General features: G+C 55.0%; 19 protein-coding genes and 1 tRNA gene. 12 read left to right on the plus strand and 8 right to left on the minus strand.

What is annotated here, in order from left to right; translation table 11 throughout:
- Positions 1–185: 185 nt before the first annotated feature.
- On the minus strand, positions 186–4,160 hold the full coding sequence (locus E1H13_RS07185; protein ID WP_169612727.1) for a PAS domain S-box protein: 3,975 nt from the start codon (positions 4,158–4,160) through the stop codon (positions 186–188).
- Between the two features lie 219 nt (positions 4,161–4,379).
- Here E1H13_RS07185 and E1H13_RS07190 point away from each other — a divergent pair, with 219 nt between their 5' ends.
- Positions 4,380–5,930, plus strand: coding sequence for an ATP-binding protein (locus E1H13_RS07190; RefSeq protein WP_169612728.1), 1,551 nt, complete (start codon positions 4,380–4,382; stop codon positions 5,928–5,930).
- A 163-nt stretch (positions 5,931–6,093) separates the two neighbouring features.
- Here the strand turns inward: E1H13_RS07190 and E1H13_RS07195 are convergent.
- A tRNA-Ser gene (locus tag E1H13_RS07195) sits at positions 6,094–6,180 on the minus strand.
- A 154-nt stretch (positions 6,181–6,334) separates the two neighbouring features.
- On the opposite strand from E1H13_RS07195, the gene E1H13_RS07200 reads away from it, so the two are divergent.
- From E1H13_RS07200 to ftsH3, 3 genes are all read left to right on the plus strand, one after another.
- Positions 6,335–7,639: a TldD/PmbA family protein gene (locus E1H13_RS07200; RefSeq protein ID WP_169612729.1), complete on the plus strand. Its 1,305-nt coding sequence runs from the start codon at positions 6,335–6,337 to the stop codon at positions 7,637–7,639.
- Positions 7,640–7,645: 6 nt separating this feature from the next.
- Positions 7,646–8,470 carry an aminotransferase class IV gene (locus E1H13_RS07205; RefSeq protein ID WP_169612730.1) on the plus strand — a complete coding sequence of 275 codons (825 nt, stop codon included), beginning with the start codon at positions 7,646–7,648 and terminating at the stop codon, positions 8,468–8,470.
- A 184-nt stretch (positions 8,471–8,654) separates the two neighbouring features.
- Positions 8,655–10,496, plus strand: coding sequence for an ATP-dependent zinc metalloprotease FtsH3 (gene ftsH3, locus E1H13_RS07210; RefSeq protein ID WP_169612731.1), 1,842 nt, complete (start codon positions 8,655–8,657; stop codon positions 10,494–10,496).
- Between the two features lie 209 nt (positions 10,497–10,705).
- On the opposite strand, the gene E1H13_RS07215 is transcribed toward ftsH3, so the two are convergent.
- Together E1H13_RS07215 and E1H13_RS07220 are read right to left on the minus strand one after the other, a co-directional pair.
- Positions 10,706–11,362 carry a PRC-barrel domain-containing protein gene (locus E1H13_RS07215; protein WP_169612732.1) on the minus strand — a complete coding sequence of 219 codons (657 nt, stop codon included), beginning with the start codon at positions 11,360–11,362 and terminating at the stop codon, positions 10,706–10,708.
- Between the two features lie 66 nt (positions 11,363–11,428).
- On the minus strand, positions 11,429–11,608 hold the full coding sequence (locus E1H13_RS07220) for a hypothetical protein (protein ID WP_169612733.1): 180 nt from the start codon (positions 11,606–11,608) through the stop codon (positions 11,429–11,431).
- A gap of 30 nt (positions 11,609–11,638) precedes the next feature.
- Between E1H13_RS07220 and E1H13_RS07225 the strand changes: the two genes are divergently transcribed.
- From E1H13_RS07225 to E1H13_RS07240, 4 genes are all read left to right on the plus strand, one after another.
- On the plus strand, positions 11,639–11,926 hold the full coding sequence (locus E1H13_RS07225; RefSeq protein ID WP_169612734.1) for a hypothetical protein: 288 nt from the start codon (positions 11,639–11,641) through the stop codon (positions 11,924–11,926).
- 248 nt (positions 11,927–12,174) lie between these two features.
- Positions 12,175–12,507, plus strand: coding sequence for a LapA family protein (locus E1H13_RS07230; RefSeq protein WP_169612735.1), 333 nt, complete (start codon positions 12,175–12,177; stop codon positions 12,505–12,507).
- 89 nt (positions 12,508–12,596) lie between these two features.
- Positions 12,597–12,986 (plus strand): DUF3119 family protein, encoded by a 390-nt coding sequence (locus E1H13_RS07235; RefSeq protein WP_347404132.1) that lies wholly within the window; start codon positions 12,597–12,599, stop codon positions 12,984–12,986.
- Between the two features lie 208 nt (positions 12,987–13,194).
- Positions 13,195–14,325, plus strand: a complete 1,131-nt coding sequence (locus E1H13_RS07240; RefSeq protein WP_169612736.1) for a DUF3086 domain-containing protein — start codon at positions 13,195–13,197, stop codon at positions 14,323–14,325.
- Between the two features lie 3 nt (positions 14,326–14,328).
- Here E1H13_RS07240 and E1H13_RS07245 read toward each other — a convergent pair whose 3' ends face one another.
- From E1H13_RS07245 to E1H13_RS07260, 4 genes are all read right to left on the minus strand, one after another.
- Entirely contained in the window at positions 14,329–16,002 is a 1,674-nt protein-coding gene (locus E1H13_RS07245; protein ID WP_169612737.1) for an alpha-glucosidase, read from the minus strand.
- A gap of 167 nt (positions 16,003–16,169) precedes the next feature.
- Entirely contained in the window at positions 16,170–17,726 is a 1,557-nt protein-coding gene (locus tag E1H13_RS07250) for a TolC family protein (protein WP_206070156.1), read from the minus strand.
- Positions 17,727–18,004: 278 nt separating this feature from the next.
- Positions 18,005–19,414, minus strand: a complete 1,410-nt coding sequence (locus tag E1H13_RS07255; RefSeq protein ID WP_169612739.1) for a TIGR03279 family radical SAM protein — start codon at positions 19,412–19,414, stop codon at positions 18,005–18,007.
- A 42-nt stretch (positions 19,415–19,456) separates the two neighbouring features.
- Positions 19,457–20,293, minus strand: a complete 837-nt coding sequence (locus E1H13_RS07260) for an undecaprenyl-diphosphate phosphatase (protein ID WP_169612785.1) — start codon at positions 20,291–20,293, stop codon at positions 19,457–19,459.
- 323 nt (positions 20,294–20,616) lie between these two features.
- On the opposite strand from E1H13_RS07260, the gene E1H13_RS07265 reads away from it, so the two are divergent.
- The 4 genes from E1H13_RS07265 (at position 20,617) to E1H13_RS07280 (ending at position 24,683) form a co-directional block, all read left to right on the plus strand.
- Positions 20,617–21,333 (plus strand): DUF3120 domain-containing protein, encoded by a 717-nt coding sequence (locus tag E1H13_RS07265; protein ID WP_240966514.1) that lies wholly within the window; start codon positions 20,617–20,619, stop codon positions 21,331–21,333.
- A 277-nt stretch (positions 21,334–21,610) separates the two neighbouring features.
- Positions 21,611–22,597, plus strand: coding sequence for an adenylate/guanylate cyclase domain-containing protein (locus E1H13_RS07270; protein WP_347404133.1), 987 nt, complete (start codon positions 21,611–21,613; stop codon positions 22,595–22,597).
- Between the two features lie 330 nt (positions 22,598–22,927).
- On the plus strand, positions 22,928–23,851 hold the full coding sequence (locus E1H13_RS07275) for a vitamin K epoxide reductase family protein (protein WP_169612742.1): 924 nt from the start codon (positions 22,928–22,930) through the stop codon (positions 23,849–23,851).
- A gap of 208 nt (positions 23,852–24,059) precedes the next feature.
- Positions 24,060–24,683 (plus strand): hypothetical protein, encoded by a 624-nt coding sequence (locus E1H13_RS07280; RefSeq protein ID WP_169612743.1) that lies wholly within the window; start codon positions 24,060–24,062, stop codon positions 24,681–24,683.
- Positions 24,684–24,748: the final 65 nt, after the last annotated feature.

The raw sequence follows: 24,748 nt of genomic DNA on the forward strand, positions 1-24,748 counted from the left end.
CAATTAGAATATTTATTTTAAACCATAGCGTTCAAATATATGAAACTGATGAGAGGCCATAAACTTTGGGATCGAAAGCCGTTGCCGTCGGACCGAGGACAACGGCTGGCCTCTTGATCGACCTTTATAACGACCTTTATAACGACCAACCCAATAAATCAGCATCATCCACAATTAACACTCGCTTAGTCATTGGCGTCATCCAGGTGCTCCACGATGGGCAATGTCATGTAAAAAGTGCTGCCTTCCCCTAATAGACTGTCTACCCAGACATGGCCCTGATGCTGCTGCACAATCCGCTTACAGATGGCTAACCCTAGGCCAGTGCCCCCTTTTTTGCGAGCGTCGGACACATCCACCTGGTGAAACTGCTCAAAAATAGTGTCTAGCTTATCCGCTGGGATACCCCGCCCCTGATCTTTAACCGAGATCAGCACGTGGGGGGCGTGGGCGTGGGGCACGGGTAGGTGCAAGCCAGTCGCTGTGATCGCTGCCGTTAACCAGACGGTGTCCCCCGGTTCTGAGAACTTAATGGCGTTGCTGAGTAAGTTTGTCAGGGCCTGGACAATGGCATCAGGGGCGACGAGCACCACAGCCTGGCAGATAGTGACCTGTAGCCTCACTGCAAACTGGTCGGCCAGGGGCTGCACCACTTCGACCGCTTGGTGTAGCACATCTGTCAAGGGCCAGGGTTCTATGGGCAGCTGCACCTGACCAGACTCCAGCCGCTCAAAACTCAAAATGTCATCCACCAGCCGTACTAGCCGTTTGCTGTTGTTGATGGCGATGCGTAACATGGCGTTGGACTTCTCAGGATTGCGATCGTAGATGCCTGCCCCCAGCAGGGCTAAGGCTCCTTCAATCGACGTGATGGGGGTGCGCAGTTCGTGGCTGACAATGGAGATGAACTCGTCTTTCAGGCGTTCGACTTGCAGGCGATCGCGGATATCTTGAACATGACCCACCACATAGAGGGGCTGGCCCTGGTCATCGTCGATTAACGAGGCATTGACCACCACCGGTATGCGTTCACCCTGCTTGGTAACGTAGTGTTTTTTGACCTCAAACGTGTCAATGTCTCCCGCTAGCATCTGCTGAAAAATAGCCAGTTCAGCCTCGATGTCTGGGGGGTGGGTCACCTCTGCAAAGTGGCGGCCTAGCAACTCGGCTTCGCTGTAACCGAGCAAGCTACAGTAGCGGCTATTGGCCCGCAAAAACCGTCCCTCCACCGACACGATGGAGACGCCAATTGGGGCATCGTCAAAGGCACTGCGAAAGAGCTGCTCACTGGCCTTGAGGGCGGCTTCCGCCTGCTTCATGCGGGTAATATCGAGTTCTACCCCATACCAAATGGTGCGGCCATCCTCCAGACGACGAGGGATAGAGCGCACCGTTGACCATTGAATCTCTCCCCAGGTTGTGCGTTTGCGCATTTCCATCTCAAACTGGGAGAGATTGTCTAGAGACTCCTGGTTAAGCGCCTGGAGCCGGACTCGATCTTCTTCAATGATTAGGTCTAGCAGCGCATTAAAATCATTGACCACCACCTCAGGGGTTAAGCCCACCACCTGCTCAATACCGGCGCTGATGTAAGAGAAATTAAAGCCTTTACCCGGCTCATGGATAAATTGGTAGACAAACCCTTTGGGCAGGTTATCCCCCACGGCCCGCAGCAGGGTTTCTTGCTCTTGCAAGCGGGCTTCCGCTTGTTTGCGCTCGGCCAATTCGGCTTGCAACTGCTGATATAGGCTGGCCTGGTAAATGGCGATCGCCAGTTGATTGGCAATCCGCTGCAATAGCTGAGCCTCTGACCCTTGCCACTGGCGGTAGTCGGCACAGGCATGGACGATCAGCAGCCCCCACACCCTTGAAGCACCACTCTCTTGAATCTGCACAATGGGGGCAACCACCTTGGACTTGACCCCGATCTGGGTCATAAAGTCGACCAGGCAGTCAGCCCAGGGATCCAGGGCAACGTCTGGCACAATGCGTGGGTGGCCCTGGCAATAATGCTCGTAGCAGGCCTCCGGGAAGTGTTCGTCTTCCCATTGAGTGGTGGTGGTAACAGGGTAAGCAGGGTTGACGGCTTCTTGAATCACCTGGCCGACCCCTTCTGCGGTGAGGCGAAAGATCAAGGTGCGATCGGCTTGCAGGGTCTGTTGCACCGCCTTCACCGTAGTCGCCAAAATGTCGTCCAGGTTCAAGGACTGACGGATCGTTTGGGTGATATCGGCCAGGAGCCGCTCCTCTTCCGCCTGAGCCCGTAGGGAGTCCTCCAGCCGTTTGCGTTCGGTCACATCATCAGCAAAACCGATGAATTGGAGTGGTTGCCCAGCCTCATCCAGACTCAAAAAGATTTCGGCTGAGACCCAACGAATCGTGCCATCGGGCCTGAAAATGCGATACTCCCGGTGCGCCCCATGGCTGATCTCCTGCTCTTGCAGGGAGGCCAGAACCATGGGGCGGTCCTCAGGATGAATAGGATCCAACCAAGATTCTGGGTTGTCATAGAGGCTCTGGCAGGAGCGACCCCAGATTTTCTCGTAGCCAGGGCTGATGTAAAGATACTGACCCGACTGGGCACAGCGGACAAAAAAGAGCTGATTGATATAATTAGCCACCTGCTGAAAGCGCTCTTCGCTTTCTCGTAGGGTAGCCTCGGCCCGCCGTCGAGCCGTTATGTCCTCTACATTCCCGACATAGCGTATGATATGACCATCGACATCAAAAATGGGAAAAGCCTGCGATCGCAGATAGCGCAACCCCTGCTCTGGGTGCAGCAGGCGATATTCCTGGTCGAAGTGATATCCCTGATATTTTGCCTTCAGAGCCTGGGTAATTCGGGGCCGATCCTCTGGGTGCAGGCGTTCCAACCAATGATCTGGGGGCCGATGGGCAAAGGCTGGGGTAGGGCCAAACAAGGCTTCGTAGACCGGGTTGACGTAGGAATAGGCCTGCAAGTCTGTCTCGTAGACAAAAAAGCCTTCCTGGACCGTTTCAGCCAGTTGGCGAAACCGGGCTTCGCTCTGGCGCAGGGCCGCATCCGCCTGCTTGTAGTTGTCAATGTCGACCACGACCCCGTGCCAGGCCACCTCCCCATTCGGGCGACATTCGGGCTGGGAGTGGGCATGCACCCACTTGATTTGCCCCGAAGGGGTGATAATCCGGAACTGATAGGAAAAGGGGCTGAGGTGGTCTTCGCTTTCGGCGTCGGCGGCCAGATACCCGGCTCGGTCGTCAGGATGAATCAGATCCATCACTGTACTGGGATCCTGCATCACCTGCTCCACGGTGATTTCGCCGATGCCTTCCACCGCAGAACTCAGATATTCAAACCAGACCCGCTTGCCCTGGGGTCCTGGGGCTTCCACCAGGGTGTAGATCATACTGGGGGACACCTGGCTGTATTGCTGTAGCCATTTTTCGGTCTGGCGCAGCTGGGCTTCCGCTTGTTTGCGATCGCTAATATCCCGATGGATCACAATCACACAGTCTTGCCCATCCAGGGCGCAAACCTCAGCAGACAGCAGGGCTGTTTTCACCTGCCCCGACTGGGTGCGTAGGGGCACTTCCTGGTTCCGGATGTGACCTTGCTGCTGCAAGGCATTGATGTAAGTCTGCCGGTCCTCAGGGTTAGCCCACAGGTTTAGGTTCAGGGAGGTGCGGCCAATTATCTCGTGGCGATCGCGGCCAAAGAACGCCAGCAGACTATCGTTTACCTCCAGCAGGCGACCGTCAGGGAAACTGGCGATCGCCATGGGGTCAGGGCTGTTGCGAAACACCGTGGCAAACTTTTTTTCTGAAGTGGCTAAATCTTGGTGAGTCTGCTGGAAAGACAGCTGCAGCTGGTTAGCCATCTGGTTGAACGATCGGGCTAATGTATTCAGCTCTGCGATCGGACTGTTCGTCGGCAAACGCTGATCCAACCGGCCCTGGGCTAGGGCCTGACTGGCTTGGCTCAGCCACCGCAGCCGCAACGCTAAGGCCTGGGCCATCCACAGACCACACCCCAGGGCCGCCACTATAATTGCCAGGTCGGCAATCAGATTCCGGGTCGAAAAGGTAAGTAAGCTGACCGCCCCAACCGCCAGCACCACCAGGGGAGTCGCGATCGCCCAACGCAACGGAATCTCAATGACCGGTGGACGAACCTGAGCCATGGTCTAACAGCAATATGGAGCCCGAACTACAAACCCTGGTTGGGGGTGCCCCCAACCGACGTCAAGACAGTTTTCCTGAAGATTCTAACCCTTAGCGGTTCCAGGCGTGTATCCATAGCCAGACAGGATGAAGTTAAAGCAGAACTGGAGTGGCGGGCATGGCTGCGATCGTTAAAGTAAGCTTGAGACTGCAGCCTATCACCTGCGGTTCCTCAAGCGATGCCCAAATGGTTTAACACCGCTGGCCCCTGCCAGGCCGATATCCACTACATGCTATCTCCGCTAAAACGCCTGCCCAACCTGGAGCGGTTAGTGGCCCAGCGGGGCTACTTCGTAATCCATGCCCCTCGGCAGACGGGCAAAACCACGGCCATGCTCACCCTGGCTCAGCAGTTAACAGAGAGTGGACAATACAGTGCCATTATGGTGTCTGCCGAAGTGGGTGCCGCCTTCCCCCATGATCCAGGCACGGCAGAAGCGGCCATCCTGAGCGACTGGCGGCAAGCGGCCCAATTTCGCTTACCCCCAGAGTTACAACCGCCCCCCTGGCCCCGGACCGTTCCGGGCCAACAAATTGGGGCGGCGCTGAGCACATGGGCCAAACTCTCCCCTCGTCCTCTGGTTGTCTTGATTGACGAAATCGATTCCTTGGGTGATCAGACGTTAATTTCGGTGCTGCGTCAGTTACGCTCTGGTTATCCCAACCGCCCCGCTGGGTTTCCCCAATCCGTAGCCCTGATCGGGGTCAGGGATGTGCGCGACTACAAAGTTGCCGCTGGAGGTAGTACCCGCCTCAATACCTCCAGCCCCTTCAATATTAAGGTTGAGTCCCTTACCCTGGGCAACTTTTCGCAGGCAGATGTCGCTGCACTCTATCAGCAACACACGGCAGAAACCGGACAGGTCTTTTCTGTGGAGGCCATACACAGGGCCTTTGACCTCACCCAAGGGCAACCGTGGTTGGTGAATGCGTTAGCTCGCCAAATTGTAGAGGTTATTGTCCCTAACCTCAGTGAAAAGATTACCCCTGACCATGTGAACATCGCTAAAGAAATTCTGATTCAACGGCAAGACACGCATCTGGATAGTCTGGCCAGTCTTCTACGGGAAGACCGGGTTAAAGCGATTATTGAACCGCTTCTGGCAGGGCAAGAGCTAGGCAATGTGCCCGCCGATGATGTGCAATTTTTGCTAGATCTAGGCCTCTGCCGCCACAGTCCCCAAGGCGGACTGCAGGTGGCCAACCCTATCTATCGGGAAGTATTGCCTCGGGTTTTGAGTCAAACCCCCGAGGCCTCTTTGCCGCAGATTACCCCTAGTTGGTTGCACTCAGATGGCACCCTCGCCCCTGATAAATTGCTGCAGGCTTTTCTGAGCTTCTGGCGCCAGCATGGGCAACCCCTGCTGAAGAGTGCGCCCTACCACGAGATTGCCCCCCACCTGGTACTGATGGCTTTTTTACATCGTGTGATCAACGGTGGTGGCACCCTGGAGCGAGAATATGCCATCGGCTCTGACCGGATGGATTTGTGCCTGCGCTATGGCGATGTCACCCTGGGCATGGAACTGAAGGTGTGGCGAGCAGGGCGACCGGACCCCAAGCAAGCAGGTCTGGGGCAGTTAGACCGTTACCTGAGCGGGTTGGGGCTTAGTAGCGGTTGGTTGGTGATTTTTGACCAGCGACCGGGACAGCCTCCTATCGCCAAGCGCACCACCACAGAGCAGGCCCAAACAGCCAGTGGACGAGCCGTTACAGTCATTCGGGGGTGAGTCGCGCTTTTTATGCCAAAGGTCTAGTGGTCTGTCATGCCAGTCGTGACGAGTTAACAGGGTCTGAGGTGCAAGGTCTACGGTTCACGGTCTACGGCTCGCCTTAAACCGCGTACCTTAAACCGTGAACCCTGTCAGCCCAGCATTTTTAAAAAGCCTAAAACGGAGAGGGAGGGATTCGAACCCTCGGTGGGTGTGACCCCACAACAGATTTCGAGTCTGCCGCATTCAACCACTCTGCCACCTCTCCAGGTGTGAATTTATATTACCCCCGATTGGCCCCAGGGGGGAGGGGTGCAGTGGCGATGGCTGGATCGATATCAGGATTGAGCCTTCCCAGGGGGACGACCATCCGCGAAGATAGATGCAGGTTTCACCCATTTTTATCTTGCCGCTGAGCCCCTATGGAGTCCTGCCTACCCGACGATTTGCTAGCTGAACAGTTGCTTGACCTGGCGCTAAAGCATGGGGCAGAGGCGGCGGAGGTGCTGCAATCGCGATCGCAGTCGCATCCGGTGTTTTTTGAAGCTAACCGCCTCAAACAGCTAGAAAGTTCTGCCGCAGCCGGTACCGCCCTACGCCTATGGGTCAACAATCGTCCTGGTCTGGCGGTGGCCTATGGCCATGTGCCAGCGGAGGCCATTGTGGCCAAAGCGCTAGCCATCAGCGCCCTCAACGATCCAGAACCAACTGAACTGACGACAGGGGGGCGCCACCATTACCCCGATATGGGGCAGGCGGTTACCGTCGAGCAGTTGATTACCTGGGGAAACGAGATCCGCGATCGCATCTGTAGAGCCTATCCCGACAGCATCTGTGGGGTCGATTTAGAGTGCGATCTGGAAACCACCCGCATTCTCAACAGCCACGGACTGGACTGCTACTACAGCGATACTACTCTCAGCGCCTACGGCTCCGCAGAATGGATTCGAGGGGATGACTTTCTCTGCGTCAGCGATGGCCAGACCCAACGGGATCGCTTAGATAGCCAGCGCCTGGCGGATCAAATTCTGCAACGGCTAGGGTGGGCGGAAACAACGACGGTGGTTAACACCGGCCGCATGCCCGTGATTTTTACCGCTAAAGCCGCAGATATGTTGTGGAGCACCCTGCAGTCTGCCCTCAGTGGCAAACGAGTCTTGGAAGGATCGTCCCCCTGGAGTGATGGTCTAGGGGAACAGATGACCGCTGCCGCCATTACCCTCTACCAAGACCCTGAGGTCGGCCCCTTTAGCTGCCCCTTTGACGACGAGGGCACCCCCACCGAACCCCTGACGTTCATTGAAAATGGGGTGGTGCAGCTGTTTTACTGCGATCGCACCGTGGGTCGCGACCTGGGTGGCAAATCCACCGGCAATGGGTTTCGTCCTGGCCTCGGCAGTTACCCTACCCCCAGTCTTTACAACACGTTGATCAAACCTGGCGATCGCTCCCTGGACCAACTGATCGCCAGCGTGGACGAAGGCATTTTGGTGGATCAAATTTTGGGGGGTGGGGCTGGCATCTCCGGCGACTTTTCCATCAATATTGACCTGGGGTACCGTATCCGCCGCGGGCAGTTGGTGGGGCGCATCAAAGACACGATGGTGGCGGGCAATGTCTATGCCGCGCTCAAACACCAGATGGAACTGGGCAATGACGCCGACTGGAATGGGTCCTGTTATACCCCCTCGGTGTTGGTGGATGGCTTGTCAGTGACCAGCGGATAGGTAATTATGCCCTATTGGTTTAACGGTCACCTGCACCCTGGCGATCGGATAGATCTAGGGATTCACGACCCTGCCTTTCTCTATGGGGCTACGGTGTTCACCACCCTGCGGGTTTACGACCAAAGCCTAGACCACCCCTTAACCCAGTGGTCAGCCCACCAGCATCGGTTACAGCAGACCTTAACCGACTTCCATTGGCCAGCCCCAGACTGGGCCCAGGTGCGGCGCGGGGCAGAGCACCTCAAGCGTAACTATCCGGTGCTACGCATCGCTTGCTTGCCAGATAGCCGCGAGTTGATCACGGGACGGCCCCTGCCGACCCACCTGGCTACCCGCCAAACTAAAGGTATTACCGCCTGGGTAGCCCAATCTGGCCCCTATCACAGGGGGTTACCCCAGTACAAAACCGGCAACTATTTAGGCAGTTGGCTGGCGTTGCAAGCCGCCCAAGCCCAAGCGGCCAAAGAAGCGATCCTGGTGAATAACGCGGGTGATTGGCTAGAAACCAGCACCGGCAACCTGTGGGGATGGGCCAGGGGGCAATGGTGGACTCCCCCCTGGCAGGCTGGCCTCTTACCCGGTATTGCTCGCCAGCAAGTGCTTGATCACTTCCATCGGCTGGGTATACCTGTGCACACCCAGCCCTGGACCCGGCCTCTGATCCCCACCCTAGAGGTTCTGGCCTATACCAACGGCGTGGTGCAGGTCGTCCCGATACACACAGTCTTAGAAGATCAGAGTAGACTGGAATTTGACCCCCAACATTCTTGTTTGGGAGAACTAAGGGCCGTATTTCAGTGGCCCAACCCAAGAAAACTGAAAGATCAATAGCCCATTCCAACGGATCGCGTTAACATAAATTAATATCCTTCTAATTAAACGATTTTTCCTGGCCCAGATTCAACTATTTCCAGCTTCCTCAGGGAAACAGCAATAGTCTCTCTAGGCTTGTCCGATCAAAATCGATCTTTAGATTCACATTTCAGTTCTAGATGTTAGTGGAGGCATTACCCCGGTGAACAAACGGTGGAGAAATGCAGGTCTGTACGCCTTGCTCGTAGTCGTGGTCATTGCTCTGGCCACAGCCATTTTTGATGGCTCTGGTCAGGAAACCCAAACCTGGCGCTACAGCAAGTTTTTAGACGCTGTACAAAACAACCAAATTGAGCGGGTCAATATCAGTGCCGATCGCACCCGCGCCCGCTTTACCGATCCTGAAGGCAACGGTCAGGTGATAGTCAACCTGCCCAATGACCAGGAGCTCATCAACACCCTGGAAACCAATAATGTTGACATTGTGGTGTTGCCCCAAAGCGACGACAGCGTTTGGGTGCGCGCCTTCAGCACCCTGTTAATTCCCGTGTTGCTGCTGGGGGTGCTGTTCTTTGTGTTGCGGCGGGCCCAGAGTGGTCCCGGCAGCCAGGCCATGAACTTTGGTAAATCTAAAGCGCGGGTACAAATGGAGCCCCAGACTCAGGTCACTTTTGGCGATGTGGCTGGCATTGAACAAGCCAAGCTAGAGCTGACCGAAGTGGTGGACTTCCTCAAAAATGCCGACCGCTTTACCGCTGTTGGGGCCAAAATTCCCAAAGGGGTGCTGCTGGTAGGGCCTCCAGGGACCGGTAAGACCCTGCTAGCTAAAGCTGTGGCTGGGGAAGCTGGGGTACCCTTTTTCTCCATCTCCGGTTCCGAGTTTGTGGAAATGTTTGTCGGGGTTGGGGCCTCCCGGGTGCGTGACCTGTTTGAGCAGGCCAAAGCTAATGCCCCTTGTATCGTGTTCATCGACGAGATCGACGCTGTCGGGCGTCAACGGGGTGCTGGCTTAGGTGGCGGTAACGACGAGCGGGAGCAAACCCTGAACCAATTGCTGACCGAAATGGACGGCTTCGAGGGTAACACCGGCATTATTATCATTGCTGCCACCAACCGCCCCGATGTGTTGGATGCGGCCCTGCTGCGTCCTGGACGTTTTGACCGCCAGGTGGTGGTGGATCGGCCCGACTATGCTGGTCGTCTGGAAATTCTCAACGTCCATTCCCGGGGCAAAACCTTTGCCAAAGACGTGGACTTGCAGAAGATTGCCCGGCGTACCCCTGGCTTTACTGGGGCAGACCTGTCTAACCTGCTGAATGAGGCGGCAATTCTGGCGGCCCGTCGCAATCTCACCGAAATTTCTATGGATGAGGTGAACGACGCCATTGACCGGGTGCTGGCTGGTCCCGAGAAGAAAGATCGGGTGATGAGCGAGAAGCGCAAAGAGCTAGTGGCCTATCATGAAGCGGGTCACGCTCTGGTGGGTGCATTGATGCCCGACTACGACCCAGTGCAGAAAATCAGCATCATTCCCCGGGGACGAGCCGGTGGGTTAACCTGGTTCACCCCCAGCGAAGATCGCTTAGAGTCTGGCTTGTACTCCCGCTCCTACCTGCAAAATCAGATGGCTGTGGCTTTGGGTGGCCGAATTGCGGAAGAAATTATCTTCGGCGAAGAGGAAGTCACCACCGGCGCCTCCAACGACTTGCAGCAGGTGGCTCGTGTTGCCCGGCAAATGGTGACTCGCTTTGGTATGAGCGACCGGTTGGGACCTGTGGCCCTGGGTCGTCAGCAGGGCAATATGTTTCTGGGCCGCGACATTGCCTCTGAGCGTGATTTCTCGGAAAGCACAGCCGCCACCATTGACGCTGAAGTCCGTTCTCTGGTGGATGAGGCGTATCGGCGGGCCAAAGAGGTGCTGACCGGTAATCGTCACATTCTTGACCAATTGGCTAACATGCTGGTGGACAAGGAAACGGTTGATTCTGAAGAGTTGCAGCAGCTGCTGACCACCAATGAAGTGCGCATGGCCACCATCGCCTAAAGCGCCGGTACAGTTCCCAGGGTTCTGCCCTGGGATGGCCCAAAGTTCATGGTCCATGAGATCAAGAATCCTCAGAGCTTGAGATCTCGACATCCTGCACTGAGGTTCTAGGTAATAGCTGTCAAGCAAACTAATAACTACCAATTAAAGGGATGCCCTAAACAGGGTGTCCCTTTTGTGTTTGCTCCCAGTGGTTATCCCACCTTCCCTTACTCTTGTGCTGAATCATCAGTATTAGGGGACTCCCCTTTAACTTTATGGGCTAAATCCTGGGCGCCTTTCTGCAAATCCGCCAAATCTTGCTTGGTACGCTCGTAGTCGGCTTGAATAAAGTCACTGGCTTGGGTGAGTTTAGCCCCTAGGCCTGGGGTGTATTGTTGGGGGGCTTCAACGGCGGATTCCAGCACAATGACTCGCTTTTCACCCACACTGGAAATGGCAATCGGGGCAAAGATGTAGGTGCCCTCCATCAGCCCCTTCCACCCGTGGGGGGTAAACAGGTAGCCAGTAACTCGGCCAGACTCCAGCTCGAAGAGTAAATCGGTGACCTTACCCACCGTGTTGCCGTGGTCGGTCAAAATCTCGAAACCAATGGGCGCTTCGGTCATGTCAGGGGAACTTGCCTGGGGGCTGTCGGCCACCCGGACCAAGATACTATCCTTACCAATCGCCTCGATTTGATCCCAGCTAAAGGCTCGCTTTGTGGTACCTAAAAAACCTGACTTGCAAACTAGCCCTGTGACTCGCTGTGCCTGAGCGTCTACCAACAGTTGAGTTGTTTGACCCAACTCTTCCACAGTTTGGCGATTCAGGACCGGACGCTTGAGCAGTGTGCTAAAAGCTAAGGTTTGAGCAGCGGTAGACATGGTCAAAGACTCCCAGAACCAATACTTAACGATTGACACCTTAATTCTAGTGCCGTGGAATCAGGTTTACCGCGATCGCCCATCTGGGTCGGCAGGGGTAAACCGACGCAGATGGGCTCCAGGCCTGTCCAGGTGTTCAAGAAGCTTTAAGCCACCAGCCAGGCTTGCGGCCAGCACTTCTATACTAAAAGGTAAGAGGGTTTCATCTACCGTTGATACTCGACCCTCGGCAGGGCTACTGCTCATTTCCCCAATTAGTTCACTGAGGTATCCACCATGGAAGACCGATCGACATCCCAAGGAAAGATGGAAGCCCAGCTTCAGGAATGGGGGGCCAAGCTAGACGACATGCAGGCTAAGGCCAATCAAGTCAGTGCGGATAAAAAAGCAGACCTGGATCAGCAAATTGCGGCCTTAAGGGCTAAGCGCGATGCTATGCAGCAAAGACTGTCTGACCTGACCGCCGCCAGCGATGATGCCTGGCAAAGTGTGAAAGTGGGGCTGCAAGACGCTTGGCACGATCTGAGGGTGGCTTTTGAAGAAGCGGCCTCTAAGTTTAAGTGACCTTGTTTAAGTGACCTTTGGTGAGTGCCGCTCGGCAGCAATAACTTCCCTATTTGCCAAAGCGGGAACCTTTGTGTACCCGGTCTCTCCTGCCACCCTTCTGCCTTGCTGTACTCATGCCCCCTATTTGGCCTGAAGCCCCCACCCCAGGGTATGGCTGCAAAGCTGGGCTGAGTGCTTCTTCTGGGTAAGCTATGGTTCTCGTGGTAATTTCAAGGTAGTTTTTGTCTGACTAAGGGAGCGGCACCATGAGATTGTTTTTAATCCTGGCCTTGCTGATTGCGATCGCAGCCGTGATCTTTTCCTTTCAAAACTCGGTGCCGATCATGGTCCATATCGCCATTTGGAACTTTGAGGCTTCCCTAGCCCTGGTGCTGCTGAGTACTCTGGCCATCGGTATTTTGATTGGCATTCTGGTGTCGTTGCCTAGCGCGGTGCGTAGAACCATGGAAATTTCCAAGGATGAGCGCTACATTGAACAGCTGAAGGCCGATCTGAATCAACAATTAGACATTGTCAGCCAGCAGCAAAAGCGGATTGCCAATCTGGAAAAGCACCTTAACTCAGGCAATGAGGTGTGACACCGTTAGCCCCAAGCCCGTCCTCAGGCCTCTGGTCAGCCCGGCATATCTTCTATACTTTAGGTAATCCTCTACCGAAGCCAGACACCGTGACCTCACCTCCTACTGCTGCTGTCACCGACCTAGCCCCCAGCTATCGCATTCCCCTAGCGATTATGGTGCTAGCTCTGCCGTTATTGTGGCTGAACCTGTGGCTAGGCGCCGTGGTCGGTGCATTTGGGGTGTTTTTGATGGTGCAAACCCTAACCCTGACCTTGCGGTTTACCGACAGTGCCCTGGATATCTATCGCCGCGATACGCTAATTCGTCAGTTTCCCTATGCCGAGTGGCAATACTGGCAAATTTTTTGGCCACCCGTGCCGATTTTGTTTTACTTTCGCGAGGTGAAAAGCATTCACTTTTTGCCGATTATTTTTAACCCCAGCCAGTTGCGCACTTGTCTAGAAACCCATTGTCCTAACCCTCCAGAGTTGGCTTAGGCGATCTCTAGGAAAGATTTTCCCTTGATGTAGCTCGATACCTGATGGGCAAGCAAGCTTTGCCCATCCTACGGGGGTATTTTGTTATCCAGAGATTGCCTTAGTAAACGGTCAACCTAAGGATGACAAGTTAGTGGGGACAAGCCGCGTAGGCGTTAACTTGAGTGCTCATCTGATAGGCTGACAACAGACACCTCAAGAAATATCCATGACATCAGATGAGTTTGCTAAACCAGGGTCCGGAACCGAGGACGATGTCTTTCAACCCGCTGAGCCCGATCGCCCCTCTGATTCACTGACATCAGGCAGCAGCGATCCATCGGCGCTCAAGTCTGACTGGAGTACTCGCATAGATGCCCTGAAGCAACAAGAATCAGACTTGAAGCGTAGCATTGCTGACTTACAGACAGCCTATAACCGGTTGACTCAAGACCAGTTCAAAAAAATTCAGACTGACATTAGCCGTATGGTGCAACAGGGTACCGCTGAACTGGAACAGCGTAAGCGTATCCTACAACTGGATATTGAAAAACTGGAACGACGGCAAGAGCGCATCCAGGCCGAAATGAAAACCACCTTTGCCGGAGCCTCCCAAGATTTGGCCGTGCGGGTGCAGGGGTTCAAAGACTACCTGGTGGGTAGCCTGCAAGACTTAGCCGTAGCCGCTGAACAGTTAGACATCGCCCCACGGGAATCGTCCTCCCCCAGTGCTGTCACCCCAGAGTCTGACGTAGCTCCTCGCCGGGGTGCAGCCCGTTCAGAATCCCCTGCTGCTGGAGACCCAGGGTTCGCCGCCAATACCTTCCAAGACCAAGCCGACCGGGTTCGTAGCCTGCTAGATCAGTACCGCATGCGACCCGACTACTATGGGCCGGTCTGGCAATTGCGGCGCACCTTCGAGCCGATCCATGCCGAGCGGGTGTCCAACTGGTTCTTTGCCCAGGGGGGCCGAGGGGCGGTTAAAAGCATGGGCAGCCGCTTGCAGAATGTGCTGGTCGCCTCTGCGGCCCTATCGATTCTCCACACTCTGTATGGCAATCGCCTGCGCACGCTGGTGCTATCTAACAGTCCTGAACGCTTGGGAGAATGGCGGCGCGGATTGCAAGACTGCCTGGGCATTTCCCGGGCCGACTTTGGTACGGGCCAAGGGGTGATGCTGTTTGATGCCCCGGAACCTTTGGCCCAGCGGGCTGAACGGGTGACCTCTGAAGGGGGATTACCGTTTATTCTGGTGGATGAAGCCGAGTCGGTGATTAGCTTGGCTCTGCTACAGTTCCCTCTGTGGTTGGCGTTTGCCCCCGACCCGATGAACCCAGTCACCGACTACGACTTTTACTAAGCGTTAATCCAGGGCGGCTAAGATTGAAATCTCAAACCCTTGAAGCCGCTGAGGGGATTTGAGCTTGTCGCCCGTTTGGCGACGATTGGACAGCAACACCTGCCAATCGTCGTAGGGAATGGGATCGTTAGTGGTCAGCTCTTTTTCCTCAGAAAAATTAATCAGGACTAGAACCGTTTGCTGATTCGTTTGGCGCAGGTAGGCCAGATGTTCGTAGGGGTAGTGAATTAAACTCCGCCAACTGCCCCGGTGTAAGGCTTCATTCTGCCGATGCACTTGAATAAGTTGGCGATAGAAATGCCAGATAGAATCCTGATCTTGCGACTGGGCCGCAACATTAAGGGTTTTAAAGTTGTCGTTGACAGGCAAATAGGGCTGAACATCTTGGCCAAAGCTAAAACCTGCCTGGGGAGAGTCGTCCCACTGCATCGGGGTGCGGGTGCCATCCCGGGAGGGGATCACCTCGCCGTCAATGTTGCCGATCACCACTTTGTCTTTCGCCATTTCTGGGGGAATATCTTCATGGTTAACCATGCCAATTTCTTCCCCGTAATAAAGAATGGGAGTGCCCCGCACGGTCAGCAGTAAGGTGGCAGCGGCTTTCGCGATCGCCTCAGAGTCGATACATAGGCTGCAATCAATCCAGCGGGATAAATGGCGGGGCAGGTCGTGATTATCAAAGAAATAGGCGGGCCAAGCCTCTGGCGGGGTCATCAACTCTTTCTTTTCAATTTCCCGCTGAATATAACCGGGATACCAAGGGCTAAAGGCAAACTCAAAGGTGAGGGGTAAGTGTAGTTCGTTATTGTCAACACCGTGGAAAATAATCGAGTCATATAAGCGACTATCAATGAAGGTTTCGCCAATCAAGACTCGCTCGTCATACTCTTCCAACACAGCCCGCATTTCTTGGATGATGTAGTGGTTTTCTGGCAGATTTTTGTTGTAAAGGTGGTACTGGTTATTGTAATCTTTGCGATCAGTCGCTTCGAACTTGATCGGATTGTCACGAAAGAGTTCATCTTTACTATAAGTACTGGAGGCATCCAGTCGAAACCCATCCACGCCCAAGTCCAGCCAGAATCGCATCATGTCATAGACAGCCTTTCGCACCTCTGGATGACGCCAGTTAAGGTCAGGTTGGTTAGCGTTAAACGTGTGGTAATAATACTGCTGACGGTCTTCGTTAAACGTCCACCCTGGCCCGCCAAAGTAGGCTATCCAGTTGTTTGGTTCGCCACCACCTGGGGCCGGATCAAGCCACAAGTACCAGTCCTCTTTAGGGTTATCTCGACTACGACTTGACTCAATAAACCAAGAATGTTGGTTGGATGTGTGGTTAACCACCAAATCTAGAATAATTTTAATATTACGCCCATGGGCTTCGCTGACTAGTTGCTTAAAGTCATCAAGGCAGCCAAAGGTGGGGCAAATGTCGTAGTAGTCGCTGACGTCATAGCCGTTGTCTACCATGGGGGATTGGTAGATGGGGGAGAGCCAGATGGCGTCTACGCCGAGGGATGACTTGCTATTTGGGTTGCCATCATTGAGATAATCCAACCGCCGGATAATCCCTTGCAAATCCCCCAGACCATCACCGTTACTGTCGGCAAACGTGAGAGGATAAATTTGATAAATCACGCCATGCTGCCACCAGCCAGGCTCTCGAAATTCCATAGACTTACCGCAAATCTGCTGTCTCAGCTTAGAGGTGACCAGGGAACACTGACATCATCTAAAGGGCAGAAATGGCTTGGTACTGCCTCGCAAAAGTATGACCATCGTTGCTGAGGGGGACAGGTGACAGGGGACAGGAAGGGTTGGCCGACTTATGCCGTAGAGTATTAGTTAAGGGCCGTGGATAGATTGCTGACTGCCCGCTCCAGGCGAGCCAGGGCACGGTTATAGTCCAGCACGGCACTGACCAGGTTGCCCTGGGCTTCTGTCAGCTCTCGGGTGGCACTGGTTACATCCAGCTGGGTGCCGACACCCGCATTAAACCGTAGATTAGCCAACTCCAGAGCTTCCCTGGCTTGATTCTCAGCAGCTCGGGCCGTGTCGATGTTCGCCTGGTTAGCAATCAAGGTATAGTAGGCCTCTTCAACTTCTACACGGATGTCGTTACGGGAGCTAGCGTAGTCTAACTCGCTGGTCTGAATGTCCAGATCACTCTGGGTGGCTCGGGCTCTGGCGGCACCGCCATCAAATAACTGCCAAGTAAACTGGGCTCCCAGGGAGAACCCATCATCCACAGAGGAAGACACCCCAGCCGGGGAAGTGAGCTGGCTTTGCAGCCCATACTGGGCAAATACCCCAAGATTAGGCCGAATTTGGGCCAGCTGTAGCTGTCGCTGAGATTCATTAAACTCTCGCTCCACCAAAGCTTGTTCTAGCTCAGCCCGATTTTGAAAAGCGAGCACAATGCTTTCTTCTAGGGAGAGGGGCCAACTGCCAGCAATTTCCACCGCCAGGGTTGTGATGTCGATAGTGGGAGGCACATTCAGCCGTCGGGCTAACTGGCGCTGGGAAATTTGCCGTTGGCTGGTGGCCTGGGTAAGGGACTGGCGGGCATTTGCTAGCTGCACCTCAGCTTGCAACACATCGAAACGAGTCCCTACTCCTACCTCTTCTCGCAGTTGGGTGTCGCGGAGGTTGCGTTCCGCTTCCGCTAAGAAACCCTGGTTAATCCGAATCTGTTCGATCGCTTCTTGCACCGCGTAATAGTCATTGATGGTTGCTAGGCGCAGCTCTTCACGGGTTTGCTCAACGGCCAACTCTGCCAACCGGACTTGGTCTTCTGCAGATCGAATGCTCGCCGATCGCGCCCCAGATATCCCCAGGTCATACTCAGCCCTAACATTGGCCCCTAGGCGGGTGCTAGTGCCCCCCCCACCGCCGACCCCTGGCCCCTGGCCTGAAAAACCCTGGTTGCTAGTTTCCAAGTTGCTATTCAGGCTGGCGGTCGGCAAAAGGGCGGCTCTTTCCGCCTGTAGTCCGGCTTGACTGCGTTCCAGCTGCAATAGGGCGGTACGTAAGGTCTCACTGTTGCGAAAGGCCAACTCAATCGCTGTTTCCAGGGAAATGGGCTGGGTGCCGATAATTTCTACTTCTGCTGGGGTGGTGGGGGTCAGCAACGGGTTAGGGTCAGGATTGAGTGAGTCAGGTGGGGTGTCAAACCCTTCCTCGGTGGGGCGATCGGATTGGGGAATAGCGACTTCAGGCCGAGGTTGTGCCGGTGGGGTGGGGGAGGGGGCATCGGCCGGATCATCTTCCAAGGGAATTGCTGCTTCGCCGGGTTCTAGGGATAGGGCGGCTTGTGGCGACCGATCAGCCGCTGGGACTACGGTTGTGTCTACCGCTGTGGGGTTGTCATCGTCGGCCGATGCTTCAGTGGCAGCCATTAAGGGCAGCGGTGTCCAAGCTGCAACAACCCCTAATCCTAAGGACAGCAGGCAGCAACAATATGAGTTCAGCATAAGTCCCATGTAGTTTATTGAAGTTTTTTGACTTCAGTCTCCTAGCATATCGGGATCTGGCATGACTTGAGCCACCCTAGCCAAGATTCGTGCCGATAGACCGATAGATCAGTTAAGGCCCGACCAGTAACGCTAGGCCAGACTGGTTATAGCATACTAAACCGTTTAGTTCAAAATTTGTTTACCCTAAGAATCGGCCCGAGTTAAGACGGGGTCCAGTAGCCTGCCGCTGGCTGTAGGTCTGCGTAGGCGGGCCGTGGCATGTGCCCAAGGCAACCCTTGATCAGCGCATCGGTGTCATCCACCGGCAAAATCGGGCAATGCAGTTTTTGACTTACCTCAGCAATACTCATGTCATCTAGAAACAGGGTCTCAGCCGGGTCGCCAGAATCACTGGGCTTGAGCATGACGGCGGGCAACAGTAGCAAATCACCCAGGTGCCGGTTTTGTAGCCCCTGGACTAGATCATGGCCGGTGAGTAGCCCGGTGACGGTCATGGCCCGCCCCCAATAGTCACTGGCCAGAGGGGCTAAATGAACCGTCAGTCCATTCACCTGGTTCAGGCGATCGCATAGGGGTTGAAAGGCATGTTCCACCGCATTGCCCACGAGCCAGGTCAGGGTGCGTGGCGGGTCAACAGCGGCGGGCAGGTAAGCGTCGGCGGCGACTTCAAATTGTTGGATGAACTGACGAATGGAGCCGACCCCATTGCCCAACTGGGGATAGTCTTCGTAGTGGCTCTCGGGGGGCACAGGCTGTTTTGCCAACAGGAACCATTCGTCGGCCAGCCAGGCGAAGGTAGTACCAAACCGCTGGCGAAACTCGGCTTGCAGGGCTTGCACCTGGGTAATCACCTGTCGCGCATCAGCCTGGCTAACCGGGGTCAGTTCGTCGTCGGCAGGCCGAAACCGGGTCAACCCCACGGGCACCACCGCCGCCGAAGCCACCGCTGGGGTATCCCCCTGGTGGAAACGGGCTAGATCCCGTAGGGTTGTTTCCAGGTGATCGCCATCGTTGATGCCGGGACAAACCACCACCTGGGCATGAACTTGCAACCGCTGGGTCTGGAACCAGGCCAGTTGGTCTAGGATTTGTCCGGCCCTGGGGTTTTTGAGCAGGCGCGATCGCACCTCAGGTTCGGTGGCATGGACAGAGACATACAACGGCGATAGCCGCAATTGGGCAATGCGTTCCCATTCTTGGGGCAGTAGGTTGGTCAGGGTGAGATAGCTGCCATAGAGGAAGCTGAGGCGATAGTCGTCGTCTTTGAGGTAGAGGGTGTTGCGCTTGCCCGGGGGTTGCTGGTCGATAAAGCAAAAGGGACAGGCATTGTTGCACTGGATCAGGCCATCAAACAGGGCGGTGTCAAACTCTAAGCCCAAGTCATCGTCGATGTCTTTTTCAATCTCGACCCGGTGGGTTTTGCCCTGGCGGTCTAATACGTCCAGGGTTAAGTCTTCATCGGCGCAGAGAAAGCGGTAATCAATCAAATCTCGGGGACGCTGGCCGTTGATGGACACCAGGGCATCTCCTGGTTCAAAGCCCACCTCGGCGGCAATGGAGTCGGGGAGTACAGCGGTGATGCGGGCGGGACGGATGGCCTGGGTGCCCATGGGCGCAATGGTTGAACGTCTGCTTTTCCATATTAGGGGGTATTAAAGATTCGGCGTGTGGCCCATGGCGATCGCCGTTAAAATCACCACCCCAAAGGCCAGTCGGTACCAGACAAATACCCAGGTGGTATGGCGTTTCAAAAAGCCAATCAGCCAGACAATCGAAAGATAAGAGGAAATCACGGTGGCGATCAGGCCGACAGAGAGGGGTAGCCAGCCAATGGTTTCAGTACCCGCGTCAAAAAAGTCTTTAAATTCCACCACCCCGGCCAGGGTAATGGCTGGAATCCCCATTAAAAAGGAGAAACGAGCTGCGGTAGAGCGCTCTAGTCCCATGAATAGCCCGGCCGTCAATGTGGCCCCAGCCCGTGACACCCCAGGAATAATCGCCAGGGCCTGGCCTAGCCCCATGGTGATGCCATCGTGCATTTTCAGAGACTCAAAGTTGCGGATGCGGGAACCCACCATTTCAGCTACCCCAAGCAACCCGGCCATCACAATTGAGACAATAGCAATGGTGGCACTGCTGCGCAAAAACGAGTTGTCAAAGTCAGGGATAAATACTTTGACAAAAATGCCGCCGATAATTAGCGGCAGGGTACCCAGCAAAATACCGAGACCCAGGCGAAAGTCAGGGGCATCATAGTCGCGATCGCGCACCGCTTTCACCATTCCAGTGGTGACCTGCACCAAGTCATCCCAGAAATACCAAAGAATCGCCGCAATGCTACCCAACTGAATGACGGCCGTAAACGCTACCCCTGGATCCCCCCAGCCCAAGAGCACCGGCACAATCTTGACGTGGGCGGTGCTGCTAATCGGCAAAAACTCAGTAAAGCCCTGCACGACCCCAATCACAATGGCCTGCCACAGGGACATATCCGTTAAGAGAGGGACGTTCTCGCCGCTGCCAGTCTGAGCCAGCCACGACAATTCGGCAAAATAGCTTGGTTCCATAAATAATAAATAACTACATATACTAAAGGGCAGGCACTACAAAATATGTTTCGTACTACCTCTTTTGGATTGTACGGAAGCCTGCCCCCCTTGCCCCGGGAAACCTAAAGTCTTTGTTCAGGCTTAATATCCACTGACGTTCCCCCTAACGGGATTTCACTGGGGCCAGTCAGCCCCCCAGCGCCATGCATCCCCCCCAGGGGCATGTTATGTTAAAAACAATTAACCCCACTCTTAGAATTCCCTTGAGTCTTTCTTACAGTTCCAACCCTACTAAAGGAATCCTGGCCCGGCTAACGGTGCTGTCAGACTGGGTTGCTGGTTCCAAGGCCCAGCTTCAAGTCTTCATGGCGTCTGTGGCCTTAGTGATTTTGCCAGTGTTTGTACAAGCTCCTTTAGTGCGTTACTTTCCTTGGGTCAGTTTGGTGATGACCCTGGGCTGGCTGGGGCTGGGGTGGTATTTGATGCAGCGTTCCCGTTGGCAGGTTTGGGGCGATTTAATCATTGGGTTTGGCTGGATTTGGTTGACAGGTACAATCTATTGGGGTTGGCTACGGTGGGAGCCAGTGGTACATCTGCCTGTGGAAGCCCTGGGCTTACCCATTGCCATCCTCTGTTTACGCTGGGGTTGGGGGCGTGTTGGCAGTTACTTCTTCCTGGGCTCTCTGTTGGGTACCGCCGTCACCGATTTATACATCAACTGGATGCAGCTATTTCCCCAGTGGCGTCAGCTGATGCGGGTTGACCCTGAATATGCCTCGACCGTGTTGCAAGCGGCGGCTACATCTCTGGAAACTGATATCGCCGCTGGGCGGGCTGTTGTCCTGGTGATTTTTTTGCTGGTGGCGACTGGTGTCGCCCTCACCACCTCTCGTCAACTGGCCTGGTGGGCCTTTGGCGGGGCGGTGTTTAGCACGTTAATTGTGGATGGTTTATTTTTTCTGGCGGCCATGGTCGCCTGAGCGGGCTTTAGATCCCCCCAGAATTGGGGGGCGGGGGGGGCAAAGCTGGGGTCTATACCAAGTCCAGCTCTGGATCTGGAGTTTTCCCACAGGCAGAACTCCAGGTTTGGACTTGAATTTGGTTTAGTTTTCTGCCGGCAACCATGAAATAGCCCTAATGTCCCCAGTGTTTGGGGCAGGACTGATAGTTTGCCCACTGGGTATCTCTGGCATAATGAGGATGTCCTGGGATCTTTGACAACCTTGACCCGAGGGCTTGTTTATGGCCTGTAGCCCTGTGACTTTTCAGCTTGGCCCCTATTTAGTCCTTAAGACTGATTCTGGCAGCCGCCAACTGTTGCTGTTTAGCCATACCTGCTGGACGGTCGGGCGTAGCGACGATAATAGTCTGGTGTTGCCCGATCGCTGGATTTCCCGTAACCATGCCATGCTGCAGGGCATGGACAATGGCGAGTTCTATCTCATTGATCTGGGTAGCCGCAATGGCACCTTCTTGAACGGTCGACGGGTGAGTGTACCGGTCACGCTCCACGATGGCGATCGCATTACCTTTGGCCAAACTGAGTTGCAATTCTTTTCCCCTCCCCTGAGCCTCCATAGCGGCGCTCAAGCGACTCAGCCTGGTAACAATCGAGACCTGACCGCAACGGCGACGCTGCATGTGCGCCGGTTGATTTCGGTGATGGTCGTGGATATTCGAGACTTTACGGTGATGACCCGCCAGATTGACGAGAGAATTCTGTCGGAGACGATCGGCACTTGGTTTCGCCGGGCTGGAGAAATCATCAGTCAATATGACAGCTGGGTTGATAAGTACATTGGCGATGCGGTGATGGCGGTGTGGATTCACGATCCGGACCATGATATCCAAGCTGACATGTTGGACTTAATGCGGGCCGTCAGCGCCCTAGCGACCATGACCAGCCAGCTACATCAGCAGTTTCCCCTCCCCTTTCCCCTCCGCATTGGGGCGGGGGTGAATACGGGCTATGCCATGGTGGGCAATGCCGGATCTGGCAACCACCCAGACTATACGGCCCTAGGCGATACCGTGAATGCTGCCTTTCGTTTAGAAACCGCCACCAAAGAATTGGGCATAGACCTGGCCATGGGGGAAACCACCTATGAGTGTCTGCAAGAGGTGGGGGCGAGTGAGCAGTTCTTTAAGTGCCGCACCCTGGTGCCGAAGGGGTACGATAGCCCGATCACGGCCCACGGGGGCACGTTTTCTGACTTGACTCGATTCTTGACCTGCCATTCCTAGCGCAGCTGACAGGGTACATGGTCTACGATGCACAGTCTACGATGCACGGTCTGCGGCTCGCCTTAAACCGCTTACCGTGAACCGTGAACCCTAAGTCACATCTCCCGTCATTATTTTTTTGACTTAACACGAGTCGATGACCGTGGCTTCAAGGGTGGGGCTCATCTGGAATACCTGCCAACACAAGCACCCGATCATCGAGGCCCACCGGCCCAGGACTAAGGTTGGTGCCTGATTAATGCGGAAGAGCCGAAGTGGGCATACTAATAGGCAGACGATCTAACCGGTCGCCTTCACCAAACCACAGGTTTGACTGTTGGAGAGTACACTATGCCCCGTCATCACCAACCCAATCGCTGGATTCATCGCCGTTCTCGCCTGCTGTTGGCGGCGATCGCGACCATTGGCGCGATCGAAACGGCTTTCCTGACCATGGCCACGCTTACAGGGGGCGATGTTTGTCCTACCGAAGGCTGCGATCGCGTCGTCAACAGCCCCTACGCCACTGTTTTTGGCTTGCCGCTGACCTTATTTGGCTTTCTGGGCTACGTCGCCATGGTAGCCCTGGCTACGGCCCCCCTGTGGATTAACCCCAACCAGCGCAAAGACCTGCGCCAAACCCTCGAAAACCGCACTTGGCTCCTGATCTTTGGCTTAGCCACGGCGATGCTCACCTTTAGTGCCTACCTGATGGTGATCATGACCTTTGAGATCAGAGCTTTCTGCATCTTTTGCGTCGTCTCGGCCCTTTTAGCCCTGGCCATGTTTGTGATTAGTATCGTCGGCCATCGCTGGCGAGATGTCGGCCAGTTGGTCTTTGCTGGCTTTATTATTGCCACGGTCACCCTGGTCAGCATTATGGCGATTTATGCGCCAATTCGGGCCGGTAATGGTGATGGCGCGATCGACCCTAATGGAGAAACTGGCCCCGCCATTACCACCACCTCTGGCCCTGCCGAAATTGCCCTGGCCCAGCACCTGAGCGGCAGCGGTGCCCTGTTCTATGCCACCTGGTGGTGCCCCTTCTGCCACGACCAAAAGCAACTGTTTGGAGTCGAAGCCACCGCCCTGCTGCCCTACGTGGAGTGCGACCCCCAGGGCGTCAACCCTCAACCCGAGGTCTGCCAGGCCCAACCCGACCTGCAGGGCTATCCCTCCTGGGAAATCGGCGGCGAACTCTACCCCGGTCTTCTGCCCCTAGAGCAGTTGGCTGACCTTTCTGGTTACACAGGACCGATGGACTTTCGCCATTAGCGATCGGCATCTGGACTGGGATTGGGTTTCATTCCAGCCGGGATGATTGTCTAGAATGGCAGTAACAATAATCTAGAAGCTCAGGACAGATCCCAGGGCAGAACCCTGGGCTGCCTGCAAACCCATGGCCAGTGAGGTCAAGAATCCTGGGATCTTGACATACCCGGGACTTGATAGACTGTACCGATGCTCCAGGAGGTAGCCAACCGTGTCCTATAAAGATTTCACCCTGGAAACGGTTCGCAAGCAGTTCGGCCTCAGCATCGAGAGCAATCGAGACCTATTTTCAGATACCATCCATCGGGTGCCCCTGGCCGAAGCCTTCACCAGCTATTTGAACTACAGCGTACCGCTGGCCCTGGCGATTAATACCGAGAAGGCTCGCTCGGAAATGATCATCGCTCCCATTCTGGTAGAGCTCAAACGCCTACTGAACGACCAGATCAGCTTATTCTCTGGTGTGGAGTTTAATGTTGACCCCCAGCAGTCATTGACTGGCTTTTGTGACTTCATCATTAGCCTATCTCGCCAGCAGCTATACGTTAGCGCCCCGGCTTTCATTGTATTTGAAGCCAAAAACGAAAATATCAAAGGAGGCTTGGGTCAGTGTTTGGCGGCCATGTTAGCCGCCCGACTGTTTAACCAGCGAGAAGGGCAAGCCATTGAACCGATTTACGGGGCGGTTACCACCGGCAACCAGTGGAAATTTCTGCGCCTGCAAGGGGACACAGCCTACATTGATCTGAAAGACTATTACATTGATCGAATCGACGATATTGTTGGCATTTTGGTGGGCCTGGTGCAGCCGCCCATGCCAGTGGTGCTGGCTTGATCACACTCAATCTGAAAACGCCTAGGACCGTGAATCCTTTGCTGTGCTGTGAGGCCGCCCTATCA

It is taken from the genome of Nodosilinea sp. P-1105 (assembly GCF_012911975.1).
Classification (GTDB): Bacteria; Cyanobacteriota; Cyanobacteriia; order Phormidesmidales; family Phormidesmidaceae; genus Nodosilinea.